Source organism: Streptomyces sp. NBC_00464 (genome assembly GCF_036013915.1).
In the GTDB taxonomy this organism is placed as follows: domain Bacteria; phylum Actinomycetota; class Actinomycetes; order Streptomycetales; family Streptomycetaceae; genus Streptomyces.
Genome location: NZ_CP107899.1, coordinates 3,983,904 through 4,007,476, shown reverse-complemented (window position 1 = coordinate 4,007,476; position 23,573 = coordinate 3,983,904). Strand labels below are relative to the sequence as shown.

Here is a 23,573-nt window from a genome sequence, read left to right as displayed (position 1 = left end):
GGGGCGCCGATACCGCGTCTCGTCAGAGACGGTATGGGCACGCTGAACAGAATCGCCCGGGCGCTGAACACCTGGCGCTGAGCTCATGATCCGAGCAGCATGCCCGCCTCGGGAAAACGCGAGTCGTCCTGTAGTCGAATGTCTGAACAGTGGTCGGAGTCGGACTCATGAGTACCAGGTGCAGCAGGTCAGGGATGAGGATCCTCTCAGGAACCGTAACAGCGCTGGTCGTGGCAGGCGGGATGGTGTGTGTCGCCGGGGCCGGAACGGCATCCGCGCAGCAACTTTCACGCACATTCGGCTACACGTGCACGCCATTCGCGGCCGGCACCCATTCCTTCACGGTGAAGATCACCACAGCCCTTCCGGACGAGGTCGTGGTCGGACGGCCGGGCAGAACCCTCACCGTCCAGGCGGTGGCGACGGCGGAGGCAAGCGTCACGAAGTGGCTCGCCGACTCCGGCATGTCGACCGTCGAGGGCACAGTGGACGCATCGGCCCATGTGGACGCGCCGCGGAAGCAACTGGACATCCCGGCACCGTTCCGCATGACCAGGACCACCGCGCCCTCGTCCGGGCCCTTCAAGATCAGGGCAACCGCCGAAGTGACCACGCCCACGTTCGACCACCCGGGCAAGGCGACTGTCACGACAGGAAACATCGCCCTCCACATCCTCGCGAAGAACGCGTCCGGCACCATGTGGCTCTCTGCCGACACGTCGTGCAGCCTTAAGGCGGGCCAGAGCAACATCGTGACGTCCTTCGACATCACGACAGCGAGTTCGAAGCCCTCCGCCACTCCGAAGCCGACGACGGGACCGGTGGACTCCACCACTCCGCGGCACACCACGGGACCGGTGGCGTCCACCGCCCCGAAGCACACCACCGGGCCCGCCACCCCCGCCGCTCCGGGCCGGACGAACGGACCCGTGGCCGCAGACGTCCCGAAACCGACGGTGCCAAAGGGCCACGGGCCCACAACGGAACGCGGGACCACGCCCGGGGCTCCGCGTGTCGAGACGTCCGGCGTAACCGAAGACAACTCCACCCCCGCAACGCCGAGTTCGGTCGAGCCCACGAGCGTCGCCAACTCTCCAGCCACCGGTCATGGGCTCAGGGACCTCCTTCTGCCGGGCGCGAGCGTACTCATCGCGTGTGGAGCCGCCTTCTTCCTGGGCATGCGGCTGCGAAACCGCCGAGCCGCCGGTGGCGACGGAGGGAGGCAGCAGCCCCTCGGCCCGACTCAGGGCCTGCCCACCGCAGGCGGCGGGGACGGAGCGCTCGGCATCGGTCACCGCAGGAGGACGAATTCCACCGTGCGCCGCTCCCATGGGCATGTCCACGGGGAACCGCCATACGACAGCACGGGCAGGAGTGTCACAGCGAACGGAAACCTCCTGCTGGGGCGCCATGCACCGAGCCGGTCCGACCACCGGACCTCCGGCGCGCGGGCGGGGGACGACGCCGATCTGGGCAGCCGGCTCTCGGACCTGTCGACAGCCAAGGAGGTAAACGCCACGATCCACGAGGAGCCCGGCACCGCCACCGCCCGACGGGCGTAGCGAACGAGCATGGTCCGGACCGAACGCTCAACAGGGCGAGCAGCGTTCTCCTCGCCATGATCGTACAAGCGGCTGTCACACGCGCAAGATCGTGTGGCAGCCGGTACCGGGTCCGGGCGCGCCTCGGAGCCACACGTCAGGAGTAGGTCGCCGTGCGGCTGAAGTTGCTGAGCGCCCAGTAGGTGTCCGTCGCGGTGATCTCCCCCGCGGAACGCGAGACGCCGTCGTGCGCGATGGTCAGCAGGGGTTGTGGGCCGGTGGATGCCTTCCGGCCGAAGCGCAGGGTCTCTCCCGGTGCCAGCCGGAGCTGCTCGCAGGGGGCCACACCTGGCCCTGTCGTCCCGCTGCGCGGCGCCGGATGGATCGTGCCGGAGACCGGGGAGGCGCGGCACGTGGCGCTCGGGGAGGCCGCGATCGTCCGGGGGCCCGCACCGTTCCGCTTCGCCGACGACCCGGCGGACAGAACGGCGACGGGCGTGCGGAAGCTCGCGGAGCCGGGCCACCGTCCTACGGCCGGTCTTGCCGGTGCCGCCGGTCACCAGCACGGTGTTCATCGTGTCCGTACGTGTCGCGTCCGTCTGTGTCATGCCACCAGCGTGGCCGCGCCGGCAGTCCGCGACCATGGCTCATCGTCCGGGCGGGATGTCCGCGCGTCCCGTTCCGTTCCGGCAGCCCCCGGCCCCGCCGCCGCTCACACGGCGAGCCGCTGCGCGAAGAACGCCAGGATCTCGTCGCGCGCGGCCATCGTCGGCTGGTCCGCCTCGTCGATCAGATGTGCGGTCACCACGCTGTGCGGGGATGCCACGAACTGTTCGAAGAACGGTGGCACGTCCTGGGCGGCCGCACTGTCGGGGAGTGTGCGGGCCACGAAACGGTCGCCGAGCGCCTCGGCGTACGCCGCGAACCGTTGGGCCCGGCAGAACCGGTCGCCCTGGAAGCGGTAGGCCAGGACGGTCAGGTCGTCCCGGTCCAGGCGTCGCCGCACGTCGGTGATCTCGGCGGGCGTGATGTCCAGCCCCGCGGGATCGTCCAACGGCAGCGACGGCTGGGCCAGGACCGGCGCGAGCATCGCGGGTTCGAGCATCATCGTGAGCGCGAAGTTGCCGGTGAAGCACATCCCGATCGCGCCGACGCCCGGACCACCGCGCTCCTCGTGCGCCAGCCTCGCCAACGACCGGAGCCAGCCGGTCACCGGACTCGGCCGATCGGCGGCGGCAGTGGCGGTGGTGGCTTCAGCGGCGGCAGCGAAGGCGCGGAACTCGGAGCTGACGCATGCCCGCCGGAAGACCTCCTTCCCCTCCTCGGCACCCGCCACCGCACCGTCACGGCCGAACAGCGACGGCATGTAGACGGCGAAACCCGCGTCGCGGACCCAGCGGGCGAACCGGGCGACATGCGGACTGATCCCCGGCATCTCCGGCATGACGATCACCGCGGGTCCCCGCCCCGCCACGTGCACCACCTTCGTGACGTCGTCGACGGTCACCTCACGCCGGTCGAAGTCCTCCAGCGGATCGTCTTCGAGCATGCTGCGCTTCGGCATACGACGAACCTAGGCACCTTTCGGCACAGCCATCAGTGGCGGAACCGGCATATCCGATACGGTTTCCGCCATGCGAGTCGCCATTCTCGTCCTCGACCGGGTCTTCGACTCGGGCCTCGCCGCGATCCTGGACGTGCTGCGAACAGCCGACGAGCTCCGCGGCCGCCTGCCCCTCCCGCCCCCCGCCTGGCAGGTCACCACCGTCGGCTTCACCGAGACGGTGCGCACCGGAGCGGGGCTCTGCGTCCACACCTCGCCCATCGCCCACGCCGAGTCCTGCGATCTCCTCGTGGTCCCGGCGGTGCCGGAGCAGCGTCCCGGGGAACTGGCGGCCTTTCTGTCGGGACCGGAATCAGCGCCGGCCCGCGAGCTGATCACCAGGACCCGAGCCCGCCGGACCCCCATCGCCACCGCCTGCGCGGGCACGTTCCTTCTCGCCGAGACCGGAATCCTCGACGGTCTGAGCGCCACGACCACCTGGTGGCTCGCTCCGTTGTTCCGCCGCCGCTATCCCCACGTCACGCTCGACCAGAGCCGGATGGTGACCGAATCCGACGGCATCACGACCGCCGGAGCCGCCTTCGCCCACACCGACCTGGCGCTGAACCTGGTGCGCCGCCGCAGCCCGGCCCTCGCCGACCTGGTCGCGAGCTATCTGGTCCTCGACGAACGGCCGTCCCAGGCCGCCCACACGATCAGCGGAACGCTGGCTGCCGCAGACCCGATCGTCGCCGCGTTCGAGCGCTGGGCCCGGGAGCGCCTGCACGAGCCCCTGAGCATCAGGGCCGCCGCAGAGGCGCTGGGAGTCAGCGAACGCACTCTCCAACGCACGACCCGCGCGTCGCTGGGGACGTCACCCGTGCGTTTCGTCCAGGACCTGCGCGTCGAGCAGGCGACTCACCTGCTGCGCAGCACCGACCTGACCATCGCGGCCATCGCACGACGCGTCGGCTACGAGAACGCCAACACCCTGCGCGTCCTGGTCCGCGACCGCACGGGTACCACCGCCGGTCAGCACCGCCGGACGCCACCACAACGGCTCGCCCCGTCACCCCCGGGGCCGTCGAGCCGTACCCGGGGGTGACGCGGCCGGAGAACCGACAGTTCCACGCTGTCCGCCGACGGTCAGGAACCGTTTCCCGATGTTGCTGTTCCGGTCCGGCCCGATGCCGAAGAATGCGCACATGGCTGAGGGTGGGCAGTTCCGGGAAGGGCTCGCTGCGCGCATTGCGCGCTTCGACCGGGAGGGGGCGCGGCAGGCCGCCGCCCTGGCGGAGGTGGAGCGGCAGCAGGTGCTGACCTCGTTTCCGCTGGAGGGCTGGGAGAAGCTGAAACTGGAGCAGTACGCGCTGGGACCCGACGGCCGCAGGAGCGGGCTCTCCTTCTGCCGACTGATGGAGTACGGCACCGACAATTTCGGCAGTATCCGCGGCGGCAGCGCGGCGAAGCACATCATCTTCCAGCACCGGTCGGGCCAGTGGCGTGTCGTGCCCAGCCTGTTGAGCGGGCTGGAGGTGGAAGCGGCATGGATCCAGGTGCGCTCCGAGTTCGTGACGGCCTTCGACGCGGCGCGGAAGGGGGATTACGACCCTCTGGACGACCTGGAGTCGCTGTCGTACGGACAGGCGCTGACTACGAAGGCGCTGGCGGTCTACTTCCCCGGCGTGTTCCTGCCCATCTTCTCGGCCGCGCACATCCGCCACTTCACCGCGTTGCTGGGCGGCAGGCCGCGCGCTTACTCCTCAGGTGTGCGTACGTGGCGGGCGAACCGCGAACTCCTCGATCTCCTGCGTGAGTACGAGGAGTTCAGGGGGTGGAGTCCCTATGAGCTGATGGACTTCCTGTACACCTTCCACAATCCGCGTCCCCATGACCGCGTGATCTGGAAGATCGCGCCCGGGGAACGCGCGAGCCTTTGGGACGACTGCCTCCGGAACAGTCGGATCCGGATCGCCTGGGACGAGGTCGGCAGTCTGGTTCAGTACGAGAGCGACCAGGAGCTCAAGGCCGCACTGGACCAGCAGTGGCCGCACAGCACCGGCGGAAACCTCCGGCTCGCACGGCAGTTGCTGGCCTTCCGCGACCTTGAACTCGGCGATCTCGTCGTCGCCAACCGAGGGAAGTCGGAGGTGCTGGCCGTGGGCACCGTCGTGGGAGGGTACGCATACGATTCCGCCGCGCAGACACACCTCCACACCGTGGGCGTGGACTGGGACACCTCGTACGCCCAGATCTTCGACGCGCCCCGGCACGCCTGGCAGCAGACGCTCGCCAAGGTGCCTGCCACCTTGATGCGGGAGATCCGGCACGGGCGAGGCCGGTACGACGACGCCGTCAAGCACGGCTGGATCGGTGACACCGACCGGGCCGGCGAGGCCGATATCGCGGAGAAGGCCGCGGCGGTGAGGGGGGCCGAGCTCCCCGATGACGAACTTCCCGATGACGTACGGAAAGTACGGGATCTGCTGGAGCACAAGGGGCAGGTCGTGCTCCAGGGCCCGCCGGGCACCGGCAAGACCCGGCTCGCGCTCAATGTCGCTCTCGCCCTTGCGGGACGCGGGGACCTGATCGAGGCGACTCCGGCCGAGCGGGCCGCGGGCCTCGCGGAACTGTCCGCAGTGCCCGAGCCGGCGAACGGGGACGGAAAGGCGGGACAGCCCGAAAAGGCACAGGGGGCACGGGCGGCACGGGCGGCACGGCTCACGATGGTGACCTTCCATCCGTCCTACGGATACGAGGACTTCGTCGAGGGCTTCAGGCCGGACACGGCAGCGGACGGGGCCGGGCTGCATCTGAAGATGAAGGACGGAGTCTTCCTCCGGGTCTGCGCGGCAGCCAAGGACGCCCCGGACGACATCTTCCTGATCATCGTGGACGAGATCAATCGCGGTGATCTGCCCCGCGTCCTCGGCGAGTTGATCACCTTGCTGGAACTCGACAAGCGCGGGTCGGTCTCCATCACCCTGCCGACCAGCGGACGGCAGCAGACCGTGCCGCCGAACGTCCGCATCATCGGCACCATGAACTCCGCCGACCGCAGCGTGGGTCACATCGACTCCGCCATCCGGCGCAGATTCGCCTTCCTCGACGTGACACCGGACCTGGACTCTCTGGACGGCGAGGTCGAAGGGCTCGGGCTTGCCTCGTTGCTGGAGGGTCTGAACGAACGGCTCGGCACGCAATTCGGCCCGGACCATCTGCTCGGCCAGTCGTACCTCCTCTCCGACGACCGGCCGCTCGCCACCGCGGAGCAGCTCTCGTACGCCTTCTACCACGAGATCGTGCCCCTCGTGACGGACTACTGTCTCGGCCGCCCCGACATGCTGGGGGTCGTCCTGGGCGACATGGTGGACGGCAGGACGGGACAGGTCGTCCAGACGAATCCGCGGGACCTTCCGGGCATGCTGGCGAAGGTCTTCGTCACCGCCGGGACCGTCGAAACCCCCGACGACGACGGTGCGTCGGGCGCATACCAATGGGACGAGGACTAGCCGGGTGCCGCAGACAACCGCCCGGCGGGAAGTGACACTCGACGAGTACAGGTCCTGCAAGGTACCGAAAGCCGAGCTGAGCTCCGCCGATCTCCAAAGGGTCCGCGAGCTCAAGGCCGCCGGTGTCGTCGAGAGGCAGGACCACTGTGTCCTCACCGCACGGACGATCACCGGGGTTCTGGAGCTCAGTCGCATTCGGCTGGTGCTCCGCCCCAAGTTCCCGATCGCGGGCAACAGGCTGATCGACTGGCTCTCGTACGCCAACGGGCAGAACAGCACCACCGACGAAGGGCTGCGCAACTGGCCGATCGGCAAGGACGGGTACGCGGGGCTGGTACCTGCCGCCCTGCTGTACGAGTGCCGCCTGTTGCTGCGCCGCGGTCTGCGCAGGGACTACGTACGCCGACAGCGCGTGGACACCACGCTGCGGGGGCGGCTGAACGTGGAGGCACAGGCCACCAGATGTTTCGGCGCGGTCGACCAGCTGCACGTCAGTACCTTCGAGTACGAGGACGGGGGCTGGGAGAACCTGGTGTGCGGAGCCGCCCTGGCCGCCGCGTCCGGCCAAGTGAGCGACCCCCTCCTCAAGCGCCAACTGGCCATCGCTGCACAGGACTTTCCGTCGCCCGTGCGGGGCCCGGACGCATTGAGGCTGCTCGCCCGGGGGCGGTACACCGTACTCAACGACCACTACCGGCCCGCCCACGCATGGGCGCGCATGGTGCTCGGCGGCGGCGGACCCGACGATCTGCTGAACCCGTACGGCTTCGGGGCGCACGGACTGCTGCTCAAGATGGAAGATCTCTGGGAGAGCGTGGTCCAAAGGATGGCGGTCGACGCAGCGGCCACTGTCGGTGGCCGGTGGGCCCGGGACGACGCCGACCAGATCTGGACGCACGGAATGCACGGGACCAGAACCCCGCACTTCGCCCCCGACGTACTGCTGTCCTTCGCCCCGCCTGCCGCACCCGTCGGCACCACGCCCTACCTGCCCGTGGACGCGAAGTACAAGAACTACGCGAAGACGAACGTCTCCCGTGAGGACCGTCACCAGCTCCTCACCTACATCGCCGGCTACACCGACCCCGGCAATCCTCTCGCCCTGGTGGTCCACCCCGACCCGAACGGACCGTCCGAGCACCGGCTGGAGTTCCCTGGGCCGCGCGGGCTGGTGGGGCGCATCCTGGTGCTCGGCCTGGACACCCGCACCGACCCGGAGACCGCGGCCGAACCGCTGCGGAAGGCGATCGCCGACTTCGCGGCATCCGTGGCCGGGCCCTAGCCGGCCGCAGCCACAACTGACGACGCAGACTCAAGCCCCGCCGAACGTGAATCGCCGGGCGGCCTCCGCGGGCGTGACCCCTTGCCCCCGCCCGGGAACGTCGTACACGAGCGCTGCACCTTCCGCGCGCAGCCGGGCAGTGTTCGCCTCCCGCCCCATGACGGCGGCGTAAGCCCTGACGTCCGCCGCAGTGACGTCGTCCCTGCTCCGCTCCTCGTTCTGTCCGAGCAGGTCCTCTTCGCCCTGGGGGAAGCGGAGCACGGTCACGGGCGCACCGAATCGTTCGGCGATGGCCACGAGGCGGGCCCGTGCCTGCCGTGTCACGTTCGTCGATTCGGCAACCGCGATCCGGCCCGCGGCGAGCCGGTCGATGATCCGGCGGTCGCGCTCGTCGAAGATCCGCGCATCGGCCGCGTCGGAGGCGGCGTCCGTCGTCTCGTCCGCGAAGAACTCCGCACGGATCTCGTCACTGGAGACAACGGCTTCGGGGTCGAGCCTCCCCTGAGCGACCAGCGCACGGACGAAGGAGGTCTTGCCCGAGGCCGGCGGCCCGACGAGTACGACGAGACCTGCGGGGATCGCCATCGGTCCGGAACTCATGGCACGTGCCCCCTAGGAAAGATCCTTGCGCATCATCGTGCACATGGTCTCGTACCGGCGCAGCGAACCGTCCGGCTCCTCCACGTCCCAGGCATCGGGCTGACTGCCGTAGGCCACGTACCCCAGGCGTTCGTACAGCGCCCGGGCGCGCGGATTGCTCTCTTCCACGCCGAGTTCCGCGCGCCGCAGGCCGCGTGACCTGATGCGGCCCTCCGCGGCGCGGATGAGCACGGTGCCCAGACCGCACGACTGAAGGGCCGGGAGCACGCCGAGCTGCCACAGCGTGCCGGATCCGGCCGTGACCTGATAGTCGACGCCGCCGATCGCCACCGGAATCCCCACCGGGGTGCAGACGGCCAGGTAGTCCACCTCCCCGGCCGCCGCACGCTCCAACTCATGCGCCACATGCACCAGATGGCTGGCCGAGCCGGACCAGGCGCAGGCCGGCAGATCGGCGGGCACCAGGTCACGGACAAGGACGGGGACGGAGACGGAGGCGACGACCTCGTCCGCCCCGGCAGGCGGGAGACTCATGCGCCCATCCCAGCAGTCCGAAGGAGATCAGCACAGTGAATATCCCTCCTCGGCCCGGCACTTGAGGGCCTCAGCTGTCCGTCCGGTCCGGGGCGGCCGTCAGCGCGTCCTGCATGACGTGCGCTCCCTTCTCGACCATCTCCCGGATGGAGTCCGCGAGTTCGCCCGGCGTGACGTCGACCGTCCAGACGAACCGGCTGCCCCCGTCGGTGGCGGTGAGGACCTGCATCGAGGCGTGATGGTGCTTCGGTGCGAGCGAGCCGCCGACCACCGCGTACGCCACTCGGCGGGCGGCATCGTCGATGTCCACGATCAGCTCGTGCGCGACGAAGCCGTTCGCGAAGGTCACGATCCTGGTGTCCGCCTCCATGCGGGTGTCCGTGACGAAGCCCGGTGCCAGCCGCCGGTGTACGGCGCCGACGTCACGCAGGGCCTCCCAGACGTTCTCCGGGGAGTTGTCGATCAGGAATTCCTTGTGGATGTGAGCCATGGGGTCTTCTCCTGTCGGGGTGAGGTGCGATGCCGCTCAGCTTGCTCGCCACGCCCCGTCCCGGTCTTGAAGATCCTTGCGCGGGGTGAGTGTCAGACCGTCGGCGTAGCGTTCAGGAGTGCTCACCTCGACGGTCCTCGCCACCCGGCCCGGCTTCTGCGTCACCGCGGTGGACTGCCGGGACGACCACACCCTCTGGACGGAGGCGGAGGTGCGCGAGGACTACCGGGTGGTGCTCGTGCGCCGCGGACGGTTCCGCAGGCAGGCGGCCGGAATCGCGGCCGATGTCGACCCGACCATGGCCTATCTCGGTGTCCCGGGCGAGGAGGAGCGTTTCGCGCATCCGGCCGGCGGGGGCGACGTGTGCACGTCGATCAGCCTGACGCCCGAGCTGTGGAGGGTCGTGGCGGGCGAGGAGGCCCGCCCGGCTCGTCAGAGCGTGTACGTGGGGGCCCGCCTGGACCTGGCCCACCGCCGCGTCCTCGCGTCCGCCCGCACCGGCGACGTGGACCATGCGGTGACCGAGGAGCTCCTCGGCCTGCTCTCCGCCACTGTCGGCCGGGCCGTCGACGGGGCCGTTGTGGCGGGGGTCCGTCCCGGCCGGGACGAGGCGGGGCTCGTGGCGGCGGCCCGGCAGGCGATCGGCGCGTCCCACCCCGCCGCCGAGGGGCTTCTGCCGCTCGCGGAGCTCCTCGGCGTATCGCCGTACCGCCTGAGCCGCTCCTTCACCCGTGAGCTGGGAGTCTCACTGACCCGTTACCGCAACCGGGTCCGTGTCGGCCGGGCCCTCGACCGGCTGGACGCGGGCGAGGACAGCCTTGCCGCCCTCGCCGCCGACCTGGGCTTCTCCGACCAGGCCCACCTCTGCCGGACCATGCGCCAGTACCTCGGCCACACACCGACGGCGCTGCGCCGACTCCTCGGGTGACCGAGTCGCCGGCCACGTCCTGGACCAATTCCGCCTACCGCACGGGGAATCCGAAGGTGTAGCCCTGCTGCCTCAGCCAGGGCAGCACCTCGCGCAGCGCGGCCAGGGTCTGGGAGCGATCGCCTCCCGCGTCGTGGAAGAGGACCGTCGGGCCGTCGGAGATCTCGCTCTTGACCGTGGCGACCATGGCATCCACGCCGGGACGTTCGAAGTCCTTGGTGTCGACGTTCCAGCCCAGCGGCCGCATCCCCCGGGACGCGGCGAGGTGCCGGCTGTACGGGGTGAAGGCACCGCCCGGCGCCCGGTAGTACTGCGGCCGGACGCCTCCGGACGCCTTGGTGATCATGCGTTCGGCATCCAGGATCTGCTGGGACTGGTAGGCCTCGGACTTGTGGTCCATGCCGGTGTCGTGCGAGACCGTGTGGTTGCACAGCCGGTGCCCGTCCGCCACGACCTTCTTGACCAGGTCCGGGTACGCCTGGGCCTGGGTGCCCACCATGCAGAACGTGGCCTTCACGCCGCTGTCCTTGAGGAGTTGCAGCACCTGCGGCGTCCAGGTCGGGTCGGGTCCGTCGTCGATGGTGATGTTGACGCCCCGGGGGCCGCGGTCCGAGGCGTGCGCGATGTCCGCCGCCACCTTGACCACCCGGTCCTGAGGCTTTGCCTCCGGCGACGAGACAGACGCTCGGGGCCCTCCGGTGAAGGTGCCGGCCTGCGCGGTCCACACCGAGGTGGCTGCGGCCATCGCCGTCACTCCGAGCGCCGCCGCGAGAAGCCGGACATGCCATGCCCTTCCCTTGTGCTTAGCCATGTCCGAGCCGCCCCTTTGTTGTCTCCGCCGATGCCCTGCACCTATGAAGACATGCGAATGCCCATGCAGGATCCCTCTGTTACTGATCGCGGACAAACCCGCAGGGGGGCGGCGACAAACGCGGGGCTTCCGCGACAGATCAGGGGTCCCTGCTGCTCGCAGAGCCCTACTGAGCGGACCCGTGCCGGTCCGCGGCAGGCGGCCTGCGGAACAGGTGGCGCAGCCGGTTCAGCGCCTGTCGGTCGCCGGATGCCGAGACGGTTTCGTTCTTGATGGCGTCGGCGAGGCGCAACCGGCCCTCGGCCAGTTCGGTGAACGCCTCGTCGTCGGCCTCGACGACCGCGTCAGGGTGCTGGGCCGGGCCGTGCAGCGCTTCGACGGTGCCGTCGTCGACGCGCACGTGGAACACCTCGTCACCCACGCGGAACTCGTAGACCGCGCGCAGGCCGTCGGCGGCCTCCGCGTCGAAGTAGGCCTCCATCGCCAGCACCGCCCAGCCCGGGTGGAAGGTCTCGTTCTCCCGCCGCTCGCCCATCGCCCACTTCGTGCCCCACCGGGCCAAGGCCAGTACTGCGGGGCCGAGTTCCTCACCGGCCTCGGTGAGGGCATAGGCGGGGGTGCGGGCGGGCGGCGGAAGCGTGACCTTGTGGGCAAGGCCCTCCCGTTCGAGATGCTTCATCCGGGCCGCCAGCAGGCCGGTGCCCATGCCGCGCAGACTCTTCTGCAGATCACCGAACCGCTTGGGGCCTGTCAGGAGCTCACGGATGAGGAGCAGCGTCCAGCGCTCCCCGACGAGGTCGAGGGTCCGCGCGGTGGCGCAGTACTGGTTGTACGTTCGCTGGTCCACTTCCTCATTCTAAAGCTTGGGCTTCTCCTTCCTTGATGTCGGCAGGTTCAGCGGGTTCGGCAAGGCCGGCAGGGTCAGCAGCGCCTCCGCGACGCTCCGGGGATGGCTCAGCATCACGTCGTGCGGCCCGTCCAGGGCGACCTGCCGGTACCCGAGCTCCGCGGCGAACCGGGCGAACGGAAACGTTTCCGGCCGGCAGTGGAGGCCCGTTCCGGGGATCCGGTCCACGGCCCCGCTCAGGCGCGTGGCTTCGGTGAAGCTTCTTATCGGATGGCCGCGAAGGCGCTGTTCGAGCCATCGGGCGTCGCCGGGTTCGGTGATGCCGAAGAGAGCCGGGGCCGGGGCGGGCACGGACCAGCCGTCCCCGGCGGAGGCGCGGACCGCGGCCATGAACCAGTCCGGGGCCAGGCTCTCCATGGCGGCGCCGTCCGCGCCCGCCCAGCCCTCCACCAGGACGATGTGGTTCACCCGCTCCGGGCTGCGGTCGGCCGCCTGCCGGACGACCAGGCCGGCGTAGCTGTGGCCGACCAGCACCAGTTCGTCGTCGGCCGTGGCCCGGATCGACGCCACCACCTCGTCGACGTGATGGTGCAGCCCGACGTCCCTGCCGAGCGTGAGAGAGGGGGTGATGACGCGCGCACCTGCCCGGACGAGCAACGGGGTCACTCGCTCCCATGCCCAACTGCCGTGCCAGGCCCCGTGGACGAGCACGAAGGTGGTCATGCCCGGCCTCCCGGGCGCACCAGCGGGAGCACTCCGTCGGCGAACTCCTCCAGAGCCGCGGTGTGGTCGTCGACGGCGAGCCGGATCACCAGATGGCGGGCACCGGCGGCACCGTACTGACGTAGCCGGGCGGCGGTGTCCTGGGCGGTGCCGGCGAACATCGCCTGAAGGGTCTCCACGAACTCCAACGGCGCGTTGTAGTAGCGCTCGATGCTCACCCGCAGCCGTCGACGGGCCCGCTCGGGGTCCTCGTCCACGCACACCGTGGCGTACAGGGCGGGCGTGAGGGGACGAGTCGACTTCTGGGCCACGGCCCATTCGTCCGCGTACGTCTGCCAGGAGGGCGGGTAAGGCAGCCACCCGTCGGCATGGCGTGCGACGCGCCGCAGTGCCGCCTCGCCGGATCCGGCCAGCCAGACCGGCGGGCCGCCGGGGCGGACCGGCCGGGGCGACAAGGTCACGTCACGGAAGTCGAAGTGCCGCCCCTTGAACGAGGCCGTCTCCAGGGTCCACAGCCGTCGCATGGCCTCGATGGACTCCGTCAGGCGACTGACCCGGCGTTCGAAGTCGACTCCCACAGCGGCGAACTGCGCCTCGGTGTTGGCGTGCGGAAACCCGGCGCCCATGCCGACGATCAGCCGCCCTTCGGCGATCCGGTCCAAGGTGGCCAACTGGTGGGCCAGCAGGATCGGATGACGCAGCCCGGCCAGCAGTACGGCGGTGCCGAGCGTGACCCGTTCGGTGACCTCGGCCGCGGCGGCCAGGACCATCAGCGGGTCGGCGCGTGGCCGGGTGATCGGGCTGTCGCCCGCCCAGACGGAGTCGAATCCCAGCGTCTCGGCGAGCCGCGCCTGGCGGATCAGCGGGCCCAGCTCGTGATCGTCGCGAGCGGCCCGGTCACGGGTGGGGAGTAAGTAGCCGATCTGCGGTCCCGTCATGGTGTCTCCCAACACGGCTTGAGCTTCCTGTTTTTGAAGCATACAGTTTCAATTCAGGAAGTCCACGAAGCTCATGACGTCCATGAAGTCCACGACGTCCACGCGAGGGGAAGGGCATGACGAAGCCGCTCTACACAGCAGAGGCCCATGTGACCGGGGGCCGCACCCGGGGCCACGGACGGACGGCCGACGGCCGGCTGGACGTGGCCCTGCGACAGCCGAAGGAACTGGGTGGCGACGGCGAAGGGACCAACCCCGAGCAACTGTTCGCAGTCGGCTTCGCCGCGTGCTTCGCGACCGTGCTCGCCCTGGTGGGGGAGGGCAGGAAACTCGACGCGCACGACGCGGCGGTCGACTCGCGGGTGAGTCTCGTCCCGAGCGGCAACGGCGCGTTCAAGCTGACTGTCGAGCTCGGCATCACGCTGCCGTCGATCGGCGATCCCGGGCAGCGTGCGGACCTCGTCCGCGCGGCCCACCAGATATGCCCGTACTCCAGCGCCACGCGCGGAAACATCGACGTCACGCTGGTGGTGAACGGCGCGGCGGTGTGAGCGTCAGGCGGCCGTCCACGGGCGCGGAGCGCCCGGGGTGACTCGGGACCGGCGAAAGTCCCGGCACGACCGAGGCCCGACACCGTTCGGTGCCGGGCCTGTTGGGCGGTCGGCGCGCGGGCCGGGGTGCCCGGCCAGCGCCCCGGCTCATGCGTCAGACGTGGGCACCGGCCTTGCGGCGGCGTACGACGAACATCGCGCCCGCGCCGACCACCAGGGCAGCGCCGCTCGCGAGGGCGAGCTGCGACGGCGCCGAGGAGGAGCCCGTGGCGGCGAGGCTGCCGTTCACGGGACCGGCCGACGTGCCGCTCCGCGGCTTGACGTCCGAGGTACGGGGCTTGGTCGCGCCGGGCTCGGCGGGGTCGGTCCTGCCGGGCTTACCGAGCTTGGTTCCCGCTACGGCGATCGCGAAGTCGGGCCCGCTGGAGCTCGCGCTCTGACCGCACGTGCCGTCGGTGTTCCAGTAGTTGCCGGCGACGTGGGTGGCGCCGGTGCTCGCGGGGGCCGAGGCATCGACGGTGAAGCGCATCCTGACGTCGACCTGGGCGCCGGCCTTCATCGGTTTGATCTTCTCCATGTAGTGCTCGACGTCGACGTTCTTCCACGTCGAGGACGCGGCGGACCACCGCTGCAGGTGCACCAGGTAGTCGAGGAGTTTGTGCCCGCTCCGGGATGTCACGCGGATGTAGACGGACGGAATCAGCTGATCCATCGTCTTGCCGGTGCCGTTGGTCACCCGGAACGTGAAGTAGACCTTCTCGCCCGCGACCACCGTGGACGGCATACCCGTGATGACCGTGGTGAGCTTGGCCTGGCGGAGGCAGGTGTCGGAGTAGTCGCCGCCGACGAGCTCCTTCGCCTTGGCCAGCGCCTCGTCGGCGGCGGTCTTGGCAGCGAGCGCCTCCTTGGTGACCCCCCGCGCCAGGGTCAGGGTGCGGGCCGCGCCGATCCGCTCCTCGACACGCGCGTCGTCGGCCGCCACCGACTTGGCATCGGCGGTGGCCTTGGCCTCACCTGCGGCTGCGGCCGCGGCTTCCGCCTTGGCAAGGGCCGTCGCTGCGGCGGCCCTCTCCGCATCCGTTGCCGTCTCGGGGAGACCGTCGACCGCCGCCTTGGCATCGGCGGACGCCTGGTCGGCCTCGGTCTTCGCAGTGGCGGCGGCTTCCGCCGCGGCCCTGGCGGCCTTCGCCGCCAAGGCCAGAGGACTGGTGTCATCCAAGCCCTTGAAAGCCGCAAAGGCGGCGGCCTCGGCTGCTACGGCTTCGTCGTACGCCGTCTTCGCCGCGGCGGCGGCCTTCTCCAACTCCGCCACGGACGGCTTGTGCTGGGTCTGCGCCGCCGGCTTGTCGTCGGCGAACGCGGGGGCGACGGACAGCAGGAGAGCAGGTGCGGTCACTGCGGCGGCGACGGCTGTGGCAAGAATCCGGCGAATCTTCACTAGAGCCCTTCGGGGTCCGAAAGCGAGAAGAAGAGTCACTGCGGAACGGGGCACGCAGATGCGACTTGAGGCGATCGTATGACCGGAACCGCGGTCGACCGTCACACCTTCTTCACCGCTCCGGTCGACACCGGAACACCGGGACGGACACACGGGATGAAACGACACAGTTGCGTCTACTACCGGAACTATCACTGTGACGAATGCCACATCAACCGGGAAGCGACTCGTTCCACGGTGCCCGGAACGGCCGGTCGCCTCGTAGTCGGCGGTGTCGCAGGCCAGGATCCGGTGGTCCGCCCACATGGTGGCGAACTCCGGTCTGCGCATGGTCAGTTCACCGATCAGCCCGGCCAGCCGCGGATCGCCCGGGTAGCGGCCGGCCGTCAGGCGCAGACTGCCCACCACCGCCGCGGCCTTGGCGGTCCAGTCGGTGTAGAGGTCGCGGGTGTGTGCGTCGAGGAACACCAGCCTTGCCATGTTGGGCCGTTGGCCCGGGTCGTCGGGACCGCCCGGGTCGAGATGGCCGGCGAACAGGGCGTGTCCGTGGCGGTTCCAGGCCAGGACATCGCTGCGGCGGCCCAGGACGATGGCGGGTGTGCCGTCGATGGCTGCCAGTAGGGCCCGAGTGGCTTCGGAAACCCGCTCCGGCCTCGGCCGGCCGGCGGGTCCGCCTCCTCCCGGTGCGCGGGCCAGGGCGTGCAGGTGGGCCCGTTCCGGCTCGTCCAGCCGCAGAGCACCGGCGAGGGCGTCGAGCACCTGGGGGGAGGCGTTGTGTGACTGACCCTGTTCCAGGCGGGTGTAGTAGGGGGCGCTGATGCCCGCGAGCATCGCGAGCTCCTCCCGCCGCAGCCCGGGCACCCGGCGCCGCTCACCGTAGGTCCGCAGTCCGACGTCCTCGGGCCGCAGTTGGCCTCTGCGTGCCTGGAGGAAGTCGGCGAGTTGCCCGTGCTTCTTCATGTGACCGAGGATGCGCACCTTCGGCGGGCCCTGCCTCACCCTGCCGGGGTACGGCTCCGAGGGACGCGGAAGGCAGCAACTGCCTTGCTACGCGCGGCGCCTGTTCCGCCACAGCCACCCGGCGCCCGCCAGCGTCAGAAGGAACACCACGGCGACGAGCGTCCAGCGCGCCACCGGCTCCGCCGAGCTGCCGTGGTGGGGGACGGGGGAGAAGTACCAGGCGACGTGTGCGACGACCGGGACGATGACGGCCAGGGTCAGGCCGGTCCACTTCTGGGCCACCGTCCAGCAGCGGGCCCGGCACACGATCACGACGGCGGCGACCCTGGCCGCGAAGCCGATCCAGGTGAGGGCGATCCCCCCGAGGTACGGCAGCACGTCACCCACCACCAGGAGCACGAGCGGCAGCCAGACCGGGGAGCGGCGGCGGCCGGGCTTGCGGACCGGTACGCCCGCGGTCCCGCCGAGCTCCTGGAGGGCCGTCGCGGCGATGGCGCGCGGGTCACCCACCTCCCGCAGGATCTCGTGCACGCTGCCGGGGCGTTCGGCGAGTGCCACCTCTATGTGCTCACCGAGGTCGGCGATGAGCTCCTGGCGGGCCGCGGCCGGCAACGTCGACGTCTCGCGCTCGACTGCCGCGAGGTACTCGCGCGTCAGCGTTTCATCGGTCTTCAAGGTGGTGCCCTTCGCTCTGCGCACCGAGCTCCTGGCCCGGCATGACGAGGTCGTCGACGGCGTTGCGGAATCCCGGCCAGACGGCGGCGAACCGGGCGAGCGCGGCATGACCGGCCTCGGAGAGTGCGTAGTAGCGCCGCGGCGGCCCCGAAGCCGACTCCTGCCAGGTGGTGACGACCAGCTCCTCCCGCCGCAGCCGTGACAGCAGGGGATAGACCGTGCCCTGGCCGGTCGCCAGCGCGCCGGTCGCCTGCAGTTCGCCGAGCAGCTGGACCCCGTACTTCGGCTCGTCCCGCATCAGCGCGAGCACGCAGTACTCCAAGACCCCTTTGAGCAGCTGGCTTTCGATCCTGCCCGCGGCCGGACCGTCCGCCTGCCCACTTGCCTTACCGGGTTCCATGCATAGCAAGGTAGCAGACGGGCGTGGTGCGCTCACGGGTCCTTCACACCTCCCCCGCACCGGTGAGATGTCGGCAACCTCCGCGCAATGAAATGCGACGGAAACATTCGGGCCCCCGTTACGAAACGCGCGCCCGTCACGCTCGCAGTCGCCCGCACCGCACGCGCCCCGAGGAGGGATTCCCCGTGACCCCCGTGACCGTGGCCGCGGCCGGCATCGACACAGGTGACACCGCCTGGCTGCTCGCCGCCACCGCACTCGTTCTGCTGATGACACCCGGGCTCGCGCTCTTCTACGGCGGCATGGTCCGCACGAAGAACGTACTCAACATGCTGATGATGAGCTTCGTCTCGATCGCTCTCGTCACCGTCGTCTGGCTGCTCGCCGGGTACTCGCTGGCCTTCGGCGACGACGCGGTCGGCGGGCTCGTCGGGGACCTGCGGCACGTCGGCATGGCCGGCATCGGGCCCGACTCCGTGACCGGAAGCGTGCCGACCCTGCTGTTCACCACGTTCCAGCTGACGTTCGCGATCGTCACCGCGGCGCTGATCAGCGGTGCGATCGCCGACCGTACGAAGTTCGCCGCCTGGCTGGTCCTCGTGCCGGTGTGGACGCTGCTCGTCTACGCCCCCGTCGCCCACTGGGTGTGGGGCCCCGGCGGCTGGATCAAGGACTCGCTGGGCGCGCTCGACTTCGCCGGCGGGCTGGTCGTGGAGATCGCGTCCGGGGCGTCCGGGCTGGCGCTCGCGCTCGTCGTGGGGCCGCGCATCGGCTTCAAGAAGGACGCGATGCGCCCGCACAACCTGCCCATGGTGATGCTCGGTGCCGGGCTGCTCTGGTTCGGCTGGCTCGGCTTCAACGGCGGTTCCGCGCTCGGCGCCAATGGACTGGCGGCCGCCTCGGTCCTCAACACCCTGGTCGCCGGCTGCACCGGGCTGCTCGGCTGGCTCTTCGTCGAGCAGAAGCGCGACGGCCACCCCACCACCTTCGGCGCCGCCTCGGGCGCGGTCGCCGGGCTGGTCGCGATCACCCCCGCCTGCGGCACCGTGGGCATCCTCGGCGGCGCCGCGGTGGGCCTCGCGGCGGGCGTCATCTGCTCGTATGCGGTCGCCTGGAAGTTCCGCTTCGGCTACGACGACTCGCTGGACGTCGTCGGCGTGCACTTCGTCGGCGGCATCGTCGGCACCCTGCTCATCGGCCTGTTCGCGACGGCCACGATGACCGGTGGCGCGGAAGGGCTGCTGTACGGAGGCGGCTTCGGCCAGCTCGCCCGGCAGGCCGTCGCCGTACTGGCCGTGGCGGCCTACACCTTCCTCATGACGTACGGGATCGGCAAGGCCGTCGACCGGTTCATGGGCCTGCGGGCCTCCGCGGACGAGGAGCTCACCGGCCTCGACCAGACACTGCACGCGGAGAGCGCCTACGATCACGGCGCCCTGGGTCACGGCGCTCCGCAGGCCGTGACCACCCGGCCGACGCCGCTCCCCAAGGACAGGAACTCCGCCCCATGAAGCTCATCACGGCCGTCATCAGACCGCACCGCCTCGACGAGGTGAAGACCGCGCTGCGGGAACTCGGTGTCCAGGGGCTCACCGTCACCGAGGCCAGCGGCTACGGACGGCAGCACGGCCACACCGAGGTATACCGGGGCGCCGAGTACCGGGTCGATCTGGTCCCCAAGGTCCGGATCGAGGTCCTCGTCGCCGACCCGGAAGCGGACGCGGTGATCGACGCGATCGTCCGCGCCGCCCGCACCGACCGGATCGGCGACGGCAAGGTGTGGATGCAGCCGGTCGAAACGGTGGTCCGGGTCCGCACGGGCGAGCGGGGACCGGACGCCCTGTAGGCGGCCCTCAGCTCAGGTACTTCAACGGCACCGCCTCCGCCATCGCCTCGGCGCCCGCGTCGTTCGGGTGGAGGTGATCACCGCTGTCGTACCGGGCCGGCAGGCGCTGCGGGTCGGACGGATCGCGCAGGGCCCTGTCGAAGTCGATGACCCCGTCGTACTCGCCGCTCGTCCTCAGCCAGTGGTTGAAGGCCGTGCGGGCGGCCTCGTTCGCCGGGGAGTAGAAGCCGAGCGTGTCGCCCTTGAACGGCAGGATCGTGCCGCCGTACGCCGTCAGCCCGCGCTCATGGGCACGGGCGATCAACTGCCGGTGGGCGGCGATCAGGTCGGCCGCCGAGACCCGCTCCGGCTCCGGGGCCACCGTGCCGGGGTGGCCGAGGTCGTTCACGCCGAGGAGCACGATGAGGTGGCCCGCCCCCGACTGGGCGGCGACGTCGCGGTCGAAGCGGCGCAGAGCGGCCTGGCCGAAGTACGCCGCGAAGTTCTCCGCGTCCGACCCGGCGGGCGGATTCGGCTCGTGCGGAAGGCGGTTGCCGCTGATCTCCTCGTTGAGCACGCCCCGCGCGTACGGCCCGTAGGCGGTACGAAGGCGCTGGGCCAGGAAGTCGGGCCGGCGGTGGTCGGCGCCCGGCTCGGTGTTCGCACCGTCCGTGATGGCCGGTCGGTGGACACGGACCGTACGCACGTCCGCAACGGGCCGCGTACGGATCAGCGAGGGATCAGATACGCGCTTCCAGGCGGGCCCTCGCCTCGGGCCATTCGTCGGCGAGCAGCGAGAAGTAGACCGTGTCGCGCCAGGTGCCGTCGGGGCGGCGGCGGTGGCGCCGCAGTACCCCTTCGCGGTGGGCGCCCAGCCGGGCTATCGCTTTCTGGGAACGGACGTTGAGATGGTCGGTCTTCAACTGCACACGCCCCATGCCCAGTTCGTCGAAGGCGTGGCCGATCAGGAGCAGCTTCGTCTCGGTGTTGACCGCAGAGCGCCAGTGGGCGCGGCCGTACCACGTCCAGCCGATCTCCAGGCGTTCGTTGGCCACGTCGATGTCCAGGTACGTGGTCCAGCCGACCGCCCGGCCGCTCGCGCGGTGGATGACGGCGAACGGGACGTACGCCCCGTTCGCGAGCAGCGCCGTGAGCTTCTCGCCGAGCTCCTCCGGGGTGTGCGGGGTCGGTCCGCCCTGCCAGCGCCAGACCTCGTCGTCACCGCCGCCGGCGGCGAAGAGATCGTCGAGGTGGTCCGGGGAGAGCGGCTCGACGCGGACATGGCGGCCGGTCAGGGTCACGGGAAGCGGGGTCGTGGCAGGCATGCCGGAATGCTAACCCATTTCGAACTAGGCAGAACAGGTATATGCACTAGTGCGAAACTCAGTGAGGGCTCTCCGCGTCCGCCGTGCCCGTCCGCGCCTGGCGCAGGGCCGCCGCCGCGGCCCGGATCGCGGGCAGTTCCGCGTACAGCGCCTCGCCGGGACAGTTGGTCTGATACGCGTCGCGGTGGCCCGAGATGACGTGCAGCACGGCCGCCTTGCCCTTCGGGTATCTGCTCGCGTCGTTCGTCGAGACCAGCCGCACCGTGCCGCGCGGATCGGACCCGGGCCGCAGCTTCCACGCGGCCACCTCGGCGAGAGCCCGGACGACGGCCCGCGGCACCTCGGCCCCGCGTCCGTAGTTGCCCAGCACCGCTATCCCCACGCTGTCGGCGTTGAAGCCCGTGGTGTGCGCCCCGCGGACCTGCCGCGTGATGCCGCCGGCCCGGCCCTCGTAGATCGTCCCGCACCGGTCGACGAGGAAGTTGTAGCCGATGTCGTCCCAGCCGTTGCCCTTGATGTGGGACTCCTCGACGGCTTGCAGCATGCGGGGAACGTCCGCGCAGTCGTAGGTGTTGTTCTCCCCCGTGTGATGGATGAAGACCGCCCGCACGGCGCCCGTGTAGACCGCGTGCTCCCGCACCATGCTCTCGTCCGCGTGCCAGCCCGCCCGGGTGACGATCGCCGGCTGCGGCACCCCGCGCGCCCGCTCGTGCACCGGGGCCGCCGGCGGGGGCAGCACGAGGCGCACCGGGGCGTCCCGCAGCATCAGAAGAGTGAGCGGGAGGACCGCGGCGGCCGGCCAGAGTCGGTGACGGAGCCACATGGGACCACCCTGCGGCCTCTTTGCCCGATGCGCAGATGCGGTGGCCGATCGGGTGAAACCGCTGGTCCGGACCGCGCGCCGCGCAGGGCCGGCAGCCGTTGGCGGGGCGGCTGGAACCCTGGCTCAGCAGCGCGCCGCCGCAACAGCCGGCCCCCCGCTCAGCAGCCGCCCCCACGCGACAGCCGGTACGCCGAGTCCAACCGGTACGTCCCGCCCTTCGGCACGGTCAGCCTCGTCCACTCGCCGTGCTGCCGCAGGCAGCCCCCGGTGCCGCCGTCCACGCCGCGCACCCGCAGCCACGGCGAATGCGCGACGCGGACGGTCACCGATCCCGCCTCGGGCATCCGCACCACCAGCTCGGCGTCGTCGCCGCGTACGACCTCGGCGGGCGCGTCCACCAGCGGCCTCGCGCCCCGCACCCGGTAGATCGTCCACCCGGAGTCCTGCCACACCCGCTTCAGCCAGGGCTGCCCGGCCCTGATCAGCGCCGCCTCGGCCTCGGCGGGGCCGTCCGGCTGCCCGTGGTGCAGCACCACATAGCCCACGGCCCACCGGTCCAGCCAGGACCGGTACCCGGCGGGGGACAGCATCCCGTCGTAGAACAGCCGCCCGCGTTCGACATCGAGCTGGCGGTTCCAGCCGCGCGCCATGTTCACGTGCGGGGCAAGTGCCGCCGCCTCGCGGTGGTTTCGGGCCGGGACGACCTCCACGCGGCCGAGATCGGCGCCGAGCCGGTGGAGTTCACCGACCACCCCCTCGGTACGCGACGCCCAGGACGGCACATCGGTGGACACCCGGAGGTCGTCCACGGTCTTGGTGACAAGCCAGTTGGCCGACAGCACGAGGGCCACCGCCACCACGGCCGTCCGCACCCACGCCCTCTCCCGGACGAGGACGAGGACCGCCATGACCAGCACGGGCACGGCGACGAGACCGAGCAGCCGCTCCACGTTCGTACCGATCGGGGAGGCGATGAGATAGGTGAGGAGCACGCCGACGGCGTACACCACGGCGCCGTACCGCAGCAGAAGCCATTCCCGCCGCACCGGCGCCGCGACCGCGAGGACGGCGCAGACGACGACCGGCATCCACAGTCTGTTGGCGGCCATGGGCTGTTCGCCCTCGAACGGGAAGAGCACCGTGGTCGCGCCCACGACGGCGAAGAACGGCACCATCAGCACCGCACCCTTCCGCCACTGCCGGTCCAGCAGATAGGCGGCCCCCGCCACCACGAGGAACAGCCCCGCGACCGGACTCGCCATCGTCGCCAGCGCCCCGGCCACGAGGGCGGTCACCGAGCGGTGGACGTACAGGCAGGCGACGAGCCCGATGGCGACACCGAGCGCGAAGGTCGTACGCCCGGACGCGACGTTGCACCACAGGGTGAGCGCGGCGAGAAGCGCGGGAACGAGGGCGTGCGGCACACCTCTGCGTACCAAGAGGAGGGCCATGAGCCAGGTGCCCGCGATCCCGGCGGCCACGGACACCGCCCGGACGCCGAAGAAGGCCATCAAGTACGAGGAGAAGACGCTGTAGTTGGCCGTGTGGGTCCCCCCGTACCAGGAGAGGTTGTAGGCCGCGCCCGGGTGGCGGGCGGTAAATCCCGACCAGGCGAACTGCGCGGCGAGGTCACCGCCGCCGGTGGCCAGGACCGCCGCCCACACGGCGTAGAGCGGAATCACGACGGCCACGGAGACGACCGGCACACGGTGCCGGCGCCACCACGACTTCCCGGCTTCCGGCCCCCGGTCCCCCCGCGCCCCGTCCCGCTGGCGGGGGATGCGACCCCGCTGGATATCCCCTACTGCTGTCCGCAGCTCCCCGTTT

Annotated in this window: 22 protein-coding genes and 3 pseudogenes; 9 read left to right on the top strand and 16 right to left on the bottom strand. The window is 70.7% G+C overall.

Annotation, left to right across the window (positions count from 1 at the left end; genetic code table 11):
- Positions 1 to 167 precede the first annotated feature (167 nt).
- Positions 168 to 1,562, top strand: a complete 1,395-nt coding sequence (locus OG912_RS18085) for a DUF6801 domain-containing protein (RefSeq protein ID WP_327710260.1) — start codon at positions 168 to 170, stop codon at positions 1,560 to 1,562.
- A 142-nt stretch (positions 1,563 to 1,704) separates the two neighbouring features.
- On the opposite strand, the pseudogene OG912_RS18080 reads toward OG912_RS18085, so the two are convergent.
- Positions 1,705 to 1,926 (bottom strand): annotated as a pseudogene (locus OG912_RS18080) (hypothetical protein); the annotation flags it as partial.
- On the opposite strand from OG912_RS18080, the pseudogene OG912_RS18075 reads away from it, so the two are divergent.
- Positions 1,901 to 2,044, top strand: a pseudogene (locus OG912_RS18075) (cupin domain-containing protein); the annotation flags it as partial. The pseudogenes OG912_RS18080 and OG912_RS18075 overlap by 26 nt on opposite strands.
- 209 nt (positions 2,045 to 2,253) lie before the next feature.
- Here OG912_RS18075 and OG912_RS18070 read toward each other — a convergent pair.
- Positions 2,254 to 3,105: a dienelactone hydrolase family protein gene (locus OG912_RS18070; RefSeq protein ID WP_327710259.1), complete on the bottom strand. Its 852-nt coding sequence runs from the start codon at positions 3,103 to 3,105 to the stop codon at positions 2,254 to 2,256.
- A 70-nt stretch (positions 3,106 to 3,175) separates the two neighbouring features.
- Between OG912_RS18070 and OG912_RS18065 the strand changes: the two genes are divergently transcribed.
- The 3 genes from OG912_RS18065 to OG912_RS18055 all read left to right on the top strand — a co-directional run bounded on the left by OG912_RS18065 (position 3,176) and on the right by OG912_RS18055 (position 7,878).
- Positions 3,176 to 4,189 (top strand): GlxA family transcriptional regulator, encoded by a 1,014-nt coding sequence (locus OG912_RS18065; protein ID WP_327710258.1) that lies wholly within the window; start codon positions 3,176 to 3,178, stop codon positions 4,187 to 4,189.
- Positions 4,190 to 4,289: 100 nt separating this feature from the next.
- Positions 4,290 to 6,596, top strand: coding sequence for an McrB family protein (locus OG912_RS18060; RefSeq protein WP_327710257.1), 2,307 nt, complete (start codon positions 4,290 to 4,292; stop codon positions 6,594 to 6,596).
- 4 nt (positions 6,597 to 6,600) lie between these two features.
- A complete protein-coding gene (locus OG912_RS18055) occupies positions 6,601 to 7,878 on the top strand; it encodes a 5-methylcytosine restriction system specificity protein McrC (RefSeq protein ID WP_327710256.1) in 1,278 nt (425 codons plus the stop codon).
- 30 nt (positions 7,879 to 7,908) lie between these two features.
- Here the strand turns inward: OG912_RS18055 and OG912_RS18050 are convergent, their stop codons facing one another.
- From OG912_RS18050 to OG912_RS18040, 3 genes are all read right to left on the bottom strand, one after another.
- Entirely contained in the window at positions 7,909 to 8,478 is a 570-nt protein-coding gene (locus tag OG912_RS18050; RefSeq protein ID WP_327710255.1) for an ATP-binding protein, read from the bottom strand.
- 12 nt (positions 8,479 to 8,490) lie between these two features.
- Positions 8,491 to 9,012 (bottom strand): GNAT family N-acetyltransferase, encoded by a 522-nt coding sequence (locus tag OG912_RS18045; protein ID WP_327710254.1) that lies wholly within the window; start codon positions 9,010 to 9,012, stop codon positions 8,491 to 8,493.
- Between the two features lie 70 nt (positions 9,013 to 9,082).
- Positions 9,083 to 9,502 carry an SRPBCC family protein gene (locus tag OG912_RS18040; RefSeq protein ID WP_327710253.1) on the bottom strand — a complete coding sequence of 140 codons (420 nt, stop codon included), beginning with the start codon at positions 9,500 to 9,502 and terminating at the stop codon, positions 9,083 to 9,085.
- A gap of 118 nt (positions 9,503 to 9,620) precedes the next feature.
- Here OG912_RS18040 and OG912_RS18035 point away from each other — a divergent pair, with 118 nt between their 5' ends.
- Positions 9,621 to 10,430: a helix-turn-helix domain-containing protein gene (locus OG912_RS18035; protein WP_327710252.1), complete on the top strand. Its 810-nt coding sequence runs from the start codon at positions 9,621 to 9,623 to the stop codon at positions 10,428 to 10,430.
- Positions 10,431 to 10,464: 34 nt separating this feature from the next.
- On the opposite strand, the gene OG912_RS18030 is transcribed toward OG912_RS18035, so the two are convergent.
- From OG912_RS18030 to OG912_RS18015, 4 genes are all read right to left on the bottom strand, one after another.
- Positions 10,465 to 11,241: a polysaccharide deacetylase family protein gene (locus OG912_RS18030; RefSeq protein ID WP_327710251.1), complete on the bottom strand. Its 777-nt coding sequence runs from the start codon at positions 11,239 to 11,241 to the stop codon at positions 10,465 to 10,467.
- 166 nt (positions 11,242 to 11,407) lie between these two features.
- Positions 11,408 to 12,088, bottom strand: coding sequence for a winged helix-turn-helix transcriptional regulator (locus OG912_RS18025; RefSeq protein WP_327710250.1), 681 nt, complete (start codon positions 12,086 to 12,088; stop codon positions 11,408 to 11,410).
- Positions 12,089 to 12,097: 9 nt separating this feature from the next.
- Positions 12,098 to 12,811, bottom strand: a complete 714-nt coding sequence (locus tag OG912_RS18020; RefSeq protein ID WP_327710249.1) for an alpha/beta fold hydrolase — start codon at positions 12,809 to 12,811, stop codon at positions 12,098 to 12,100.
- The gene (locus OG912_RS18015; protein ID WP_327710248.1) at positions 12,808 to 13,749 is read right to left on the bottom strand and encodes an LLM class flavin-dependent oxidoreductase; all 942 of its coding nucleotides are present in this window, start codon (positions 13,747 to 13,749) and stop codon (positions 12,808 to 12,810) included. The genes OG912_RS18020 and OG912_RS18015 overlap by 4 nt, the downstream gene beginning before the upstream one ends.
- A gap of 116 nt (positions 13,750 to 13,865) precedes the next feature.
- On the opposite strand from OG912_RS18015, the gene OG912_RS18010 reads away from it, so the two are divergent.
- Complete coding sequence (locus OG912_RS18010; RefSeq protein WP_327710246.1) at positions 13,866 to 14,300, top strand: organic hydroperoxide resistance protein; 435 nt, start codon at positions 13,866 to 13,868, stop codon at positions 14,298 to 14,300.
- 1,696 nt (positions 14,301 to 15,996) lie between these two features.
- On the opposite strand, the pseudogene OG912_RS18005 reads toward OG912_RS18010, so the two are convergent.
- The 3 genes and pseudogenes from OG912_RS18005 to OG912_RS17995 all read right to left on the bottom strand — a co-directional run.
- Positions 15,997 to 16,698 (bottom strand): annotated as a pseudogene (locus tag OG912_RS18005) (helix-turn-helix domain-containing protein); the annotation flags it as partial.
- An 87-nt stretch (positions 16,699 to 16,785) separates the two neighbouring features.
- Entirely contained in the window at positions 16,786 to 17,373 is a 588-nt protein-coding gene (locus tag OG912_RS18000) for an HAAS signaling domain-containing protein (RefSeq protein WP_327710245.1), read from the bottom strand.
- A complete protein-coding gene (locus tag OG912_RS17995; RefSeq protein WP_327710243.1) occupies positions 17,360 to 17,773 on the bottom strand; it encodes a PadR family transcriptional regulator in 414 nt (137 codons plus the stop codon). Before OG912_RS17995 ends, OG912_RS18000 begins: the two co-directional genes overlap by 14 nt.
- A gap of 185 nt (positions 17,774 to 17,958) precedes the next feature.
- Between OG912_RS17995 and OG912_RS17990 the strand changes: the two genes are divergently transcribed.
- Both OG912_RS17990 and OG912_RS17985 read left to right on the top strand, forming a co-directional pair.
- Complete coding sequence (locus OG912_RS17990; RefSeq protein WP_326737243.1) at positions 17,959 to 19,284, top strand: ammonium transporter; 1,326 nt, start codon at positions 17,959 to 17,961, stop codon at positions 19,282 to 19,284.
- Positions 19,281 to 19,619, top strand: coding sequence for a P-II family nitrogen regulator (locus OG912_RS17985; protein WP_327710242.1), 339 nt, complete (start codon positions 19,281 to 19,283; stop codon positions 19,617 to 19,619). The genes OG912_RS17990 and OG912_RS17985 overlap by 4 nt, the downstream gene beginning before the upstream one ends.
- Positions 19,620 to 19,626: 7 nt before the next feature.
- On the opposite strand, the gene OG912_RS17980 is transcribed toward OG912_RS17985, so the two are convergent.
- The 4 genes from OG912_RS17980 to OG912_RS17965 form a co-directional block, all read right to left on the bottom strand.
- A complete protein-coding gene (locus OG912_RS17980; protein WP_327710241.1) occupies positions 19,627 to 20,304 on the bottom strand; it encodes an SGNH/GDSL hydrolase family protein in 678 nt (225 codons plus the stop codon).
- A gap of 34 nt (positions 20,305 to 20,338) precedes the next feature.
- On the bottom strand, positions 20,339 to 20,923 hold the full coding sequence (locus OG912_RS17975; RefSeq protein ID WP_327710240.1) for a GNAT family N-acetyltransferase: 585 nt from the start codon (positions 20,921 to 20,923) through the stop codon (positions 20,339 to 20,341).
- 58 nt (positions 20,924 to 20,981) lie between these two features.
- A complete protein-coding gene (locus tag OG912_RS17970) occupies positions 20,982 to 21,746 on the bottom strand; it encodes a peptidoglycan recognition protein family protein (RefSeq protein ID WP_327710238.1) in 765 nt (254 codons plus the stop codon).
- Between the two features lie 158 nt (positions 21,747 to 21,904).
- Positions 21,905 to 23,452, bottom strand: a complete 1,548-nt coding sequence (locus OG912_RS17965) for a hypothetical protein (protein ID WP_327710236.1) — start codon at positions 23,450 to 23,452, stop codon at positions 21,905 to 21,907.
- Positions 23,453 to 23,573 lie beyond the last annotated feature (121 nt).

Coding starts and splice junctions, on each gene's coding strand:
- OG912_RS18030 (WP_327710251.1), bottom strand. CDS start 11,241: ATGGCTAAGCACAAGGGAAGGGCATGGCATGTCCGGCTTCTCGCGGCG.
- OG912_RS17970 (WP_327710238.1), bottom strand. CDS start 21,746: ATGTGGCTCCGTCACCGACTCTGGCCGGCCGCCGCGGTCCTCCCGCTC.
- OG912_RS17995 (WP_327710243.1), bottom strand. CDS start 17,773: ATGGAACCCGGTAAGGCAAGTGGGCAGGCGGACGGTCCGGCCGCGGGC.
- OG912_RS18085 (WP_327710260.1), top strand. CDS start 168: ATGAGTACCAGGTGCAGCAGGTCAGGGATGAGGATCCTCTCAGGAACC.
- OG912_RS18065 (WP_327710258.1), top strand. CDS start 3,176: ATGCGAGTCGCCATTCTCGTCCTCGACCGGGTCTTCGACTCGGGCCTC.
- OG912_RS18020 (WP_327710249.1), bottom strand. CDS start 12,811: ATGACCACCTTCGTGCTCGTCCACGGGGCCTGGCACGGCAGTTGGGCA.
- OG912_RS18060 (WP_327710257.1), top strand. CDS start 4,290: ATGGCTGAGGGTGGGCAGTTCCGGGAAGGGCTCGCTGCGCGCATTGCG.
- OG912_RS18045 (WP_327710254.1), bottom strand. CDS start 9,012: ATGAGTCTCCCGCCTGCCGGGGCGGACGAGGTCGTCGCCTCCGTCTCC.
- OG912_RS18040 (WP_327710253.1), bottom strand. CDS start 9,502: ATGGCTCACATCCACAAGGAATTCCTGATCGACAACTCCCCGGAGAAC.
- OG912_RS18070 (WP_327710259.1), bottom strand. CDS start 3,105: ATGCCGAAGCGCAGCATGCTCGAAGACGATCCGCTGGAGGACTTCGAC.
- OG912_RS17985 (WP_327710242.1), top strand. CDS start 19,281: ATGAAGCTCATCACGGCCGTCATCAGACCGCACCGCCTCGACGAGGTG.
- OG912_RS18010 (WP_327710246.1), top strand. CDS start 13,866: ATGACGAAGCCGCTCTACACAGCAGAGGCCCATGTGACCGGGGGCCGC.
- OG912_RS18050 (WP_327710255.1), bottom strand. CDS start 8,478: ATGAGTTCCGGACCGATGGCGATCCCCGCAGGTCTCGTCGTACTCGTC.
- OG912_RS17975 (WP_327710240.1), bottom strand. CDS start 20,923: ATGCCTGCCACGACCCCGCTTCCCGTGACCCTGACCGGCCGCCATGTC.
- OG912_RS18015 (WP_327710248.1), bottom strand. CDS start 13,749: ATGACGGGACCGCAGATCGGCTACTTACTCCCCACCCGTGACCGGGCC.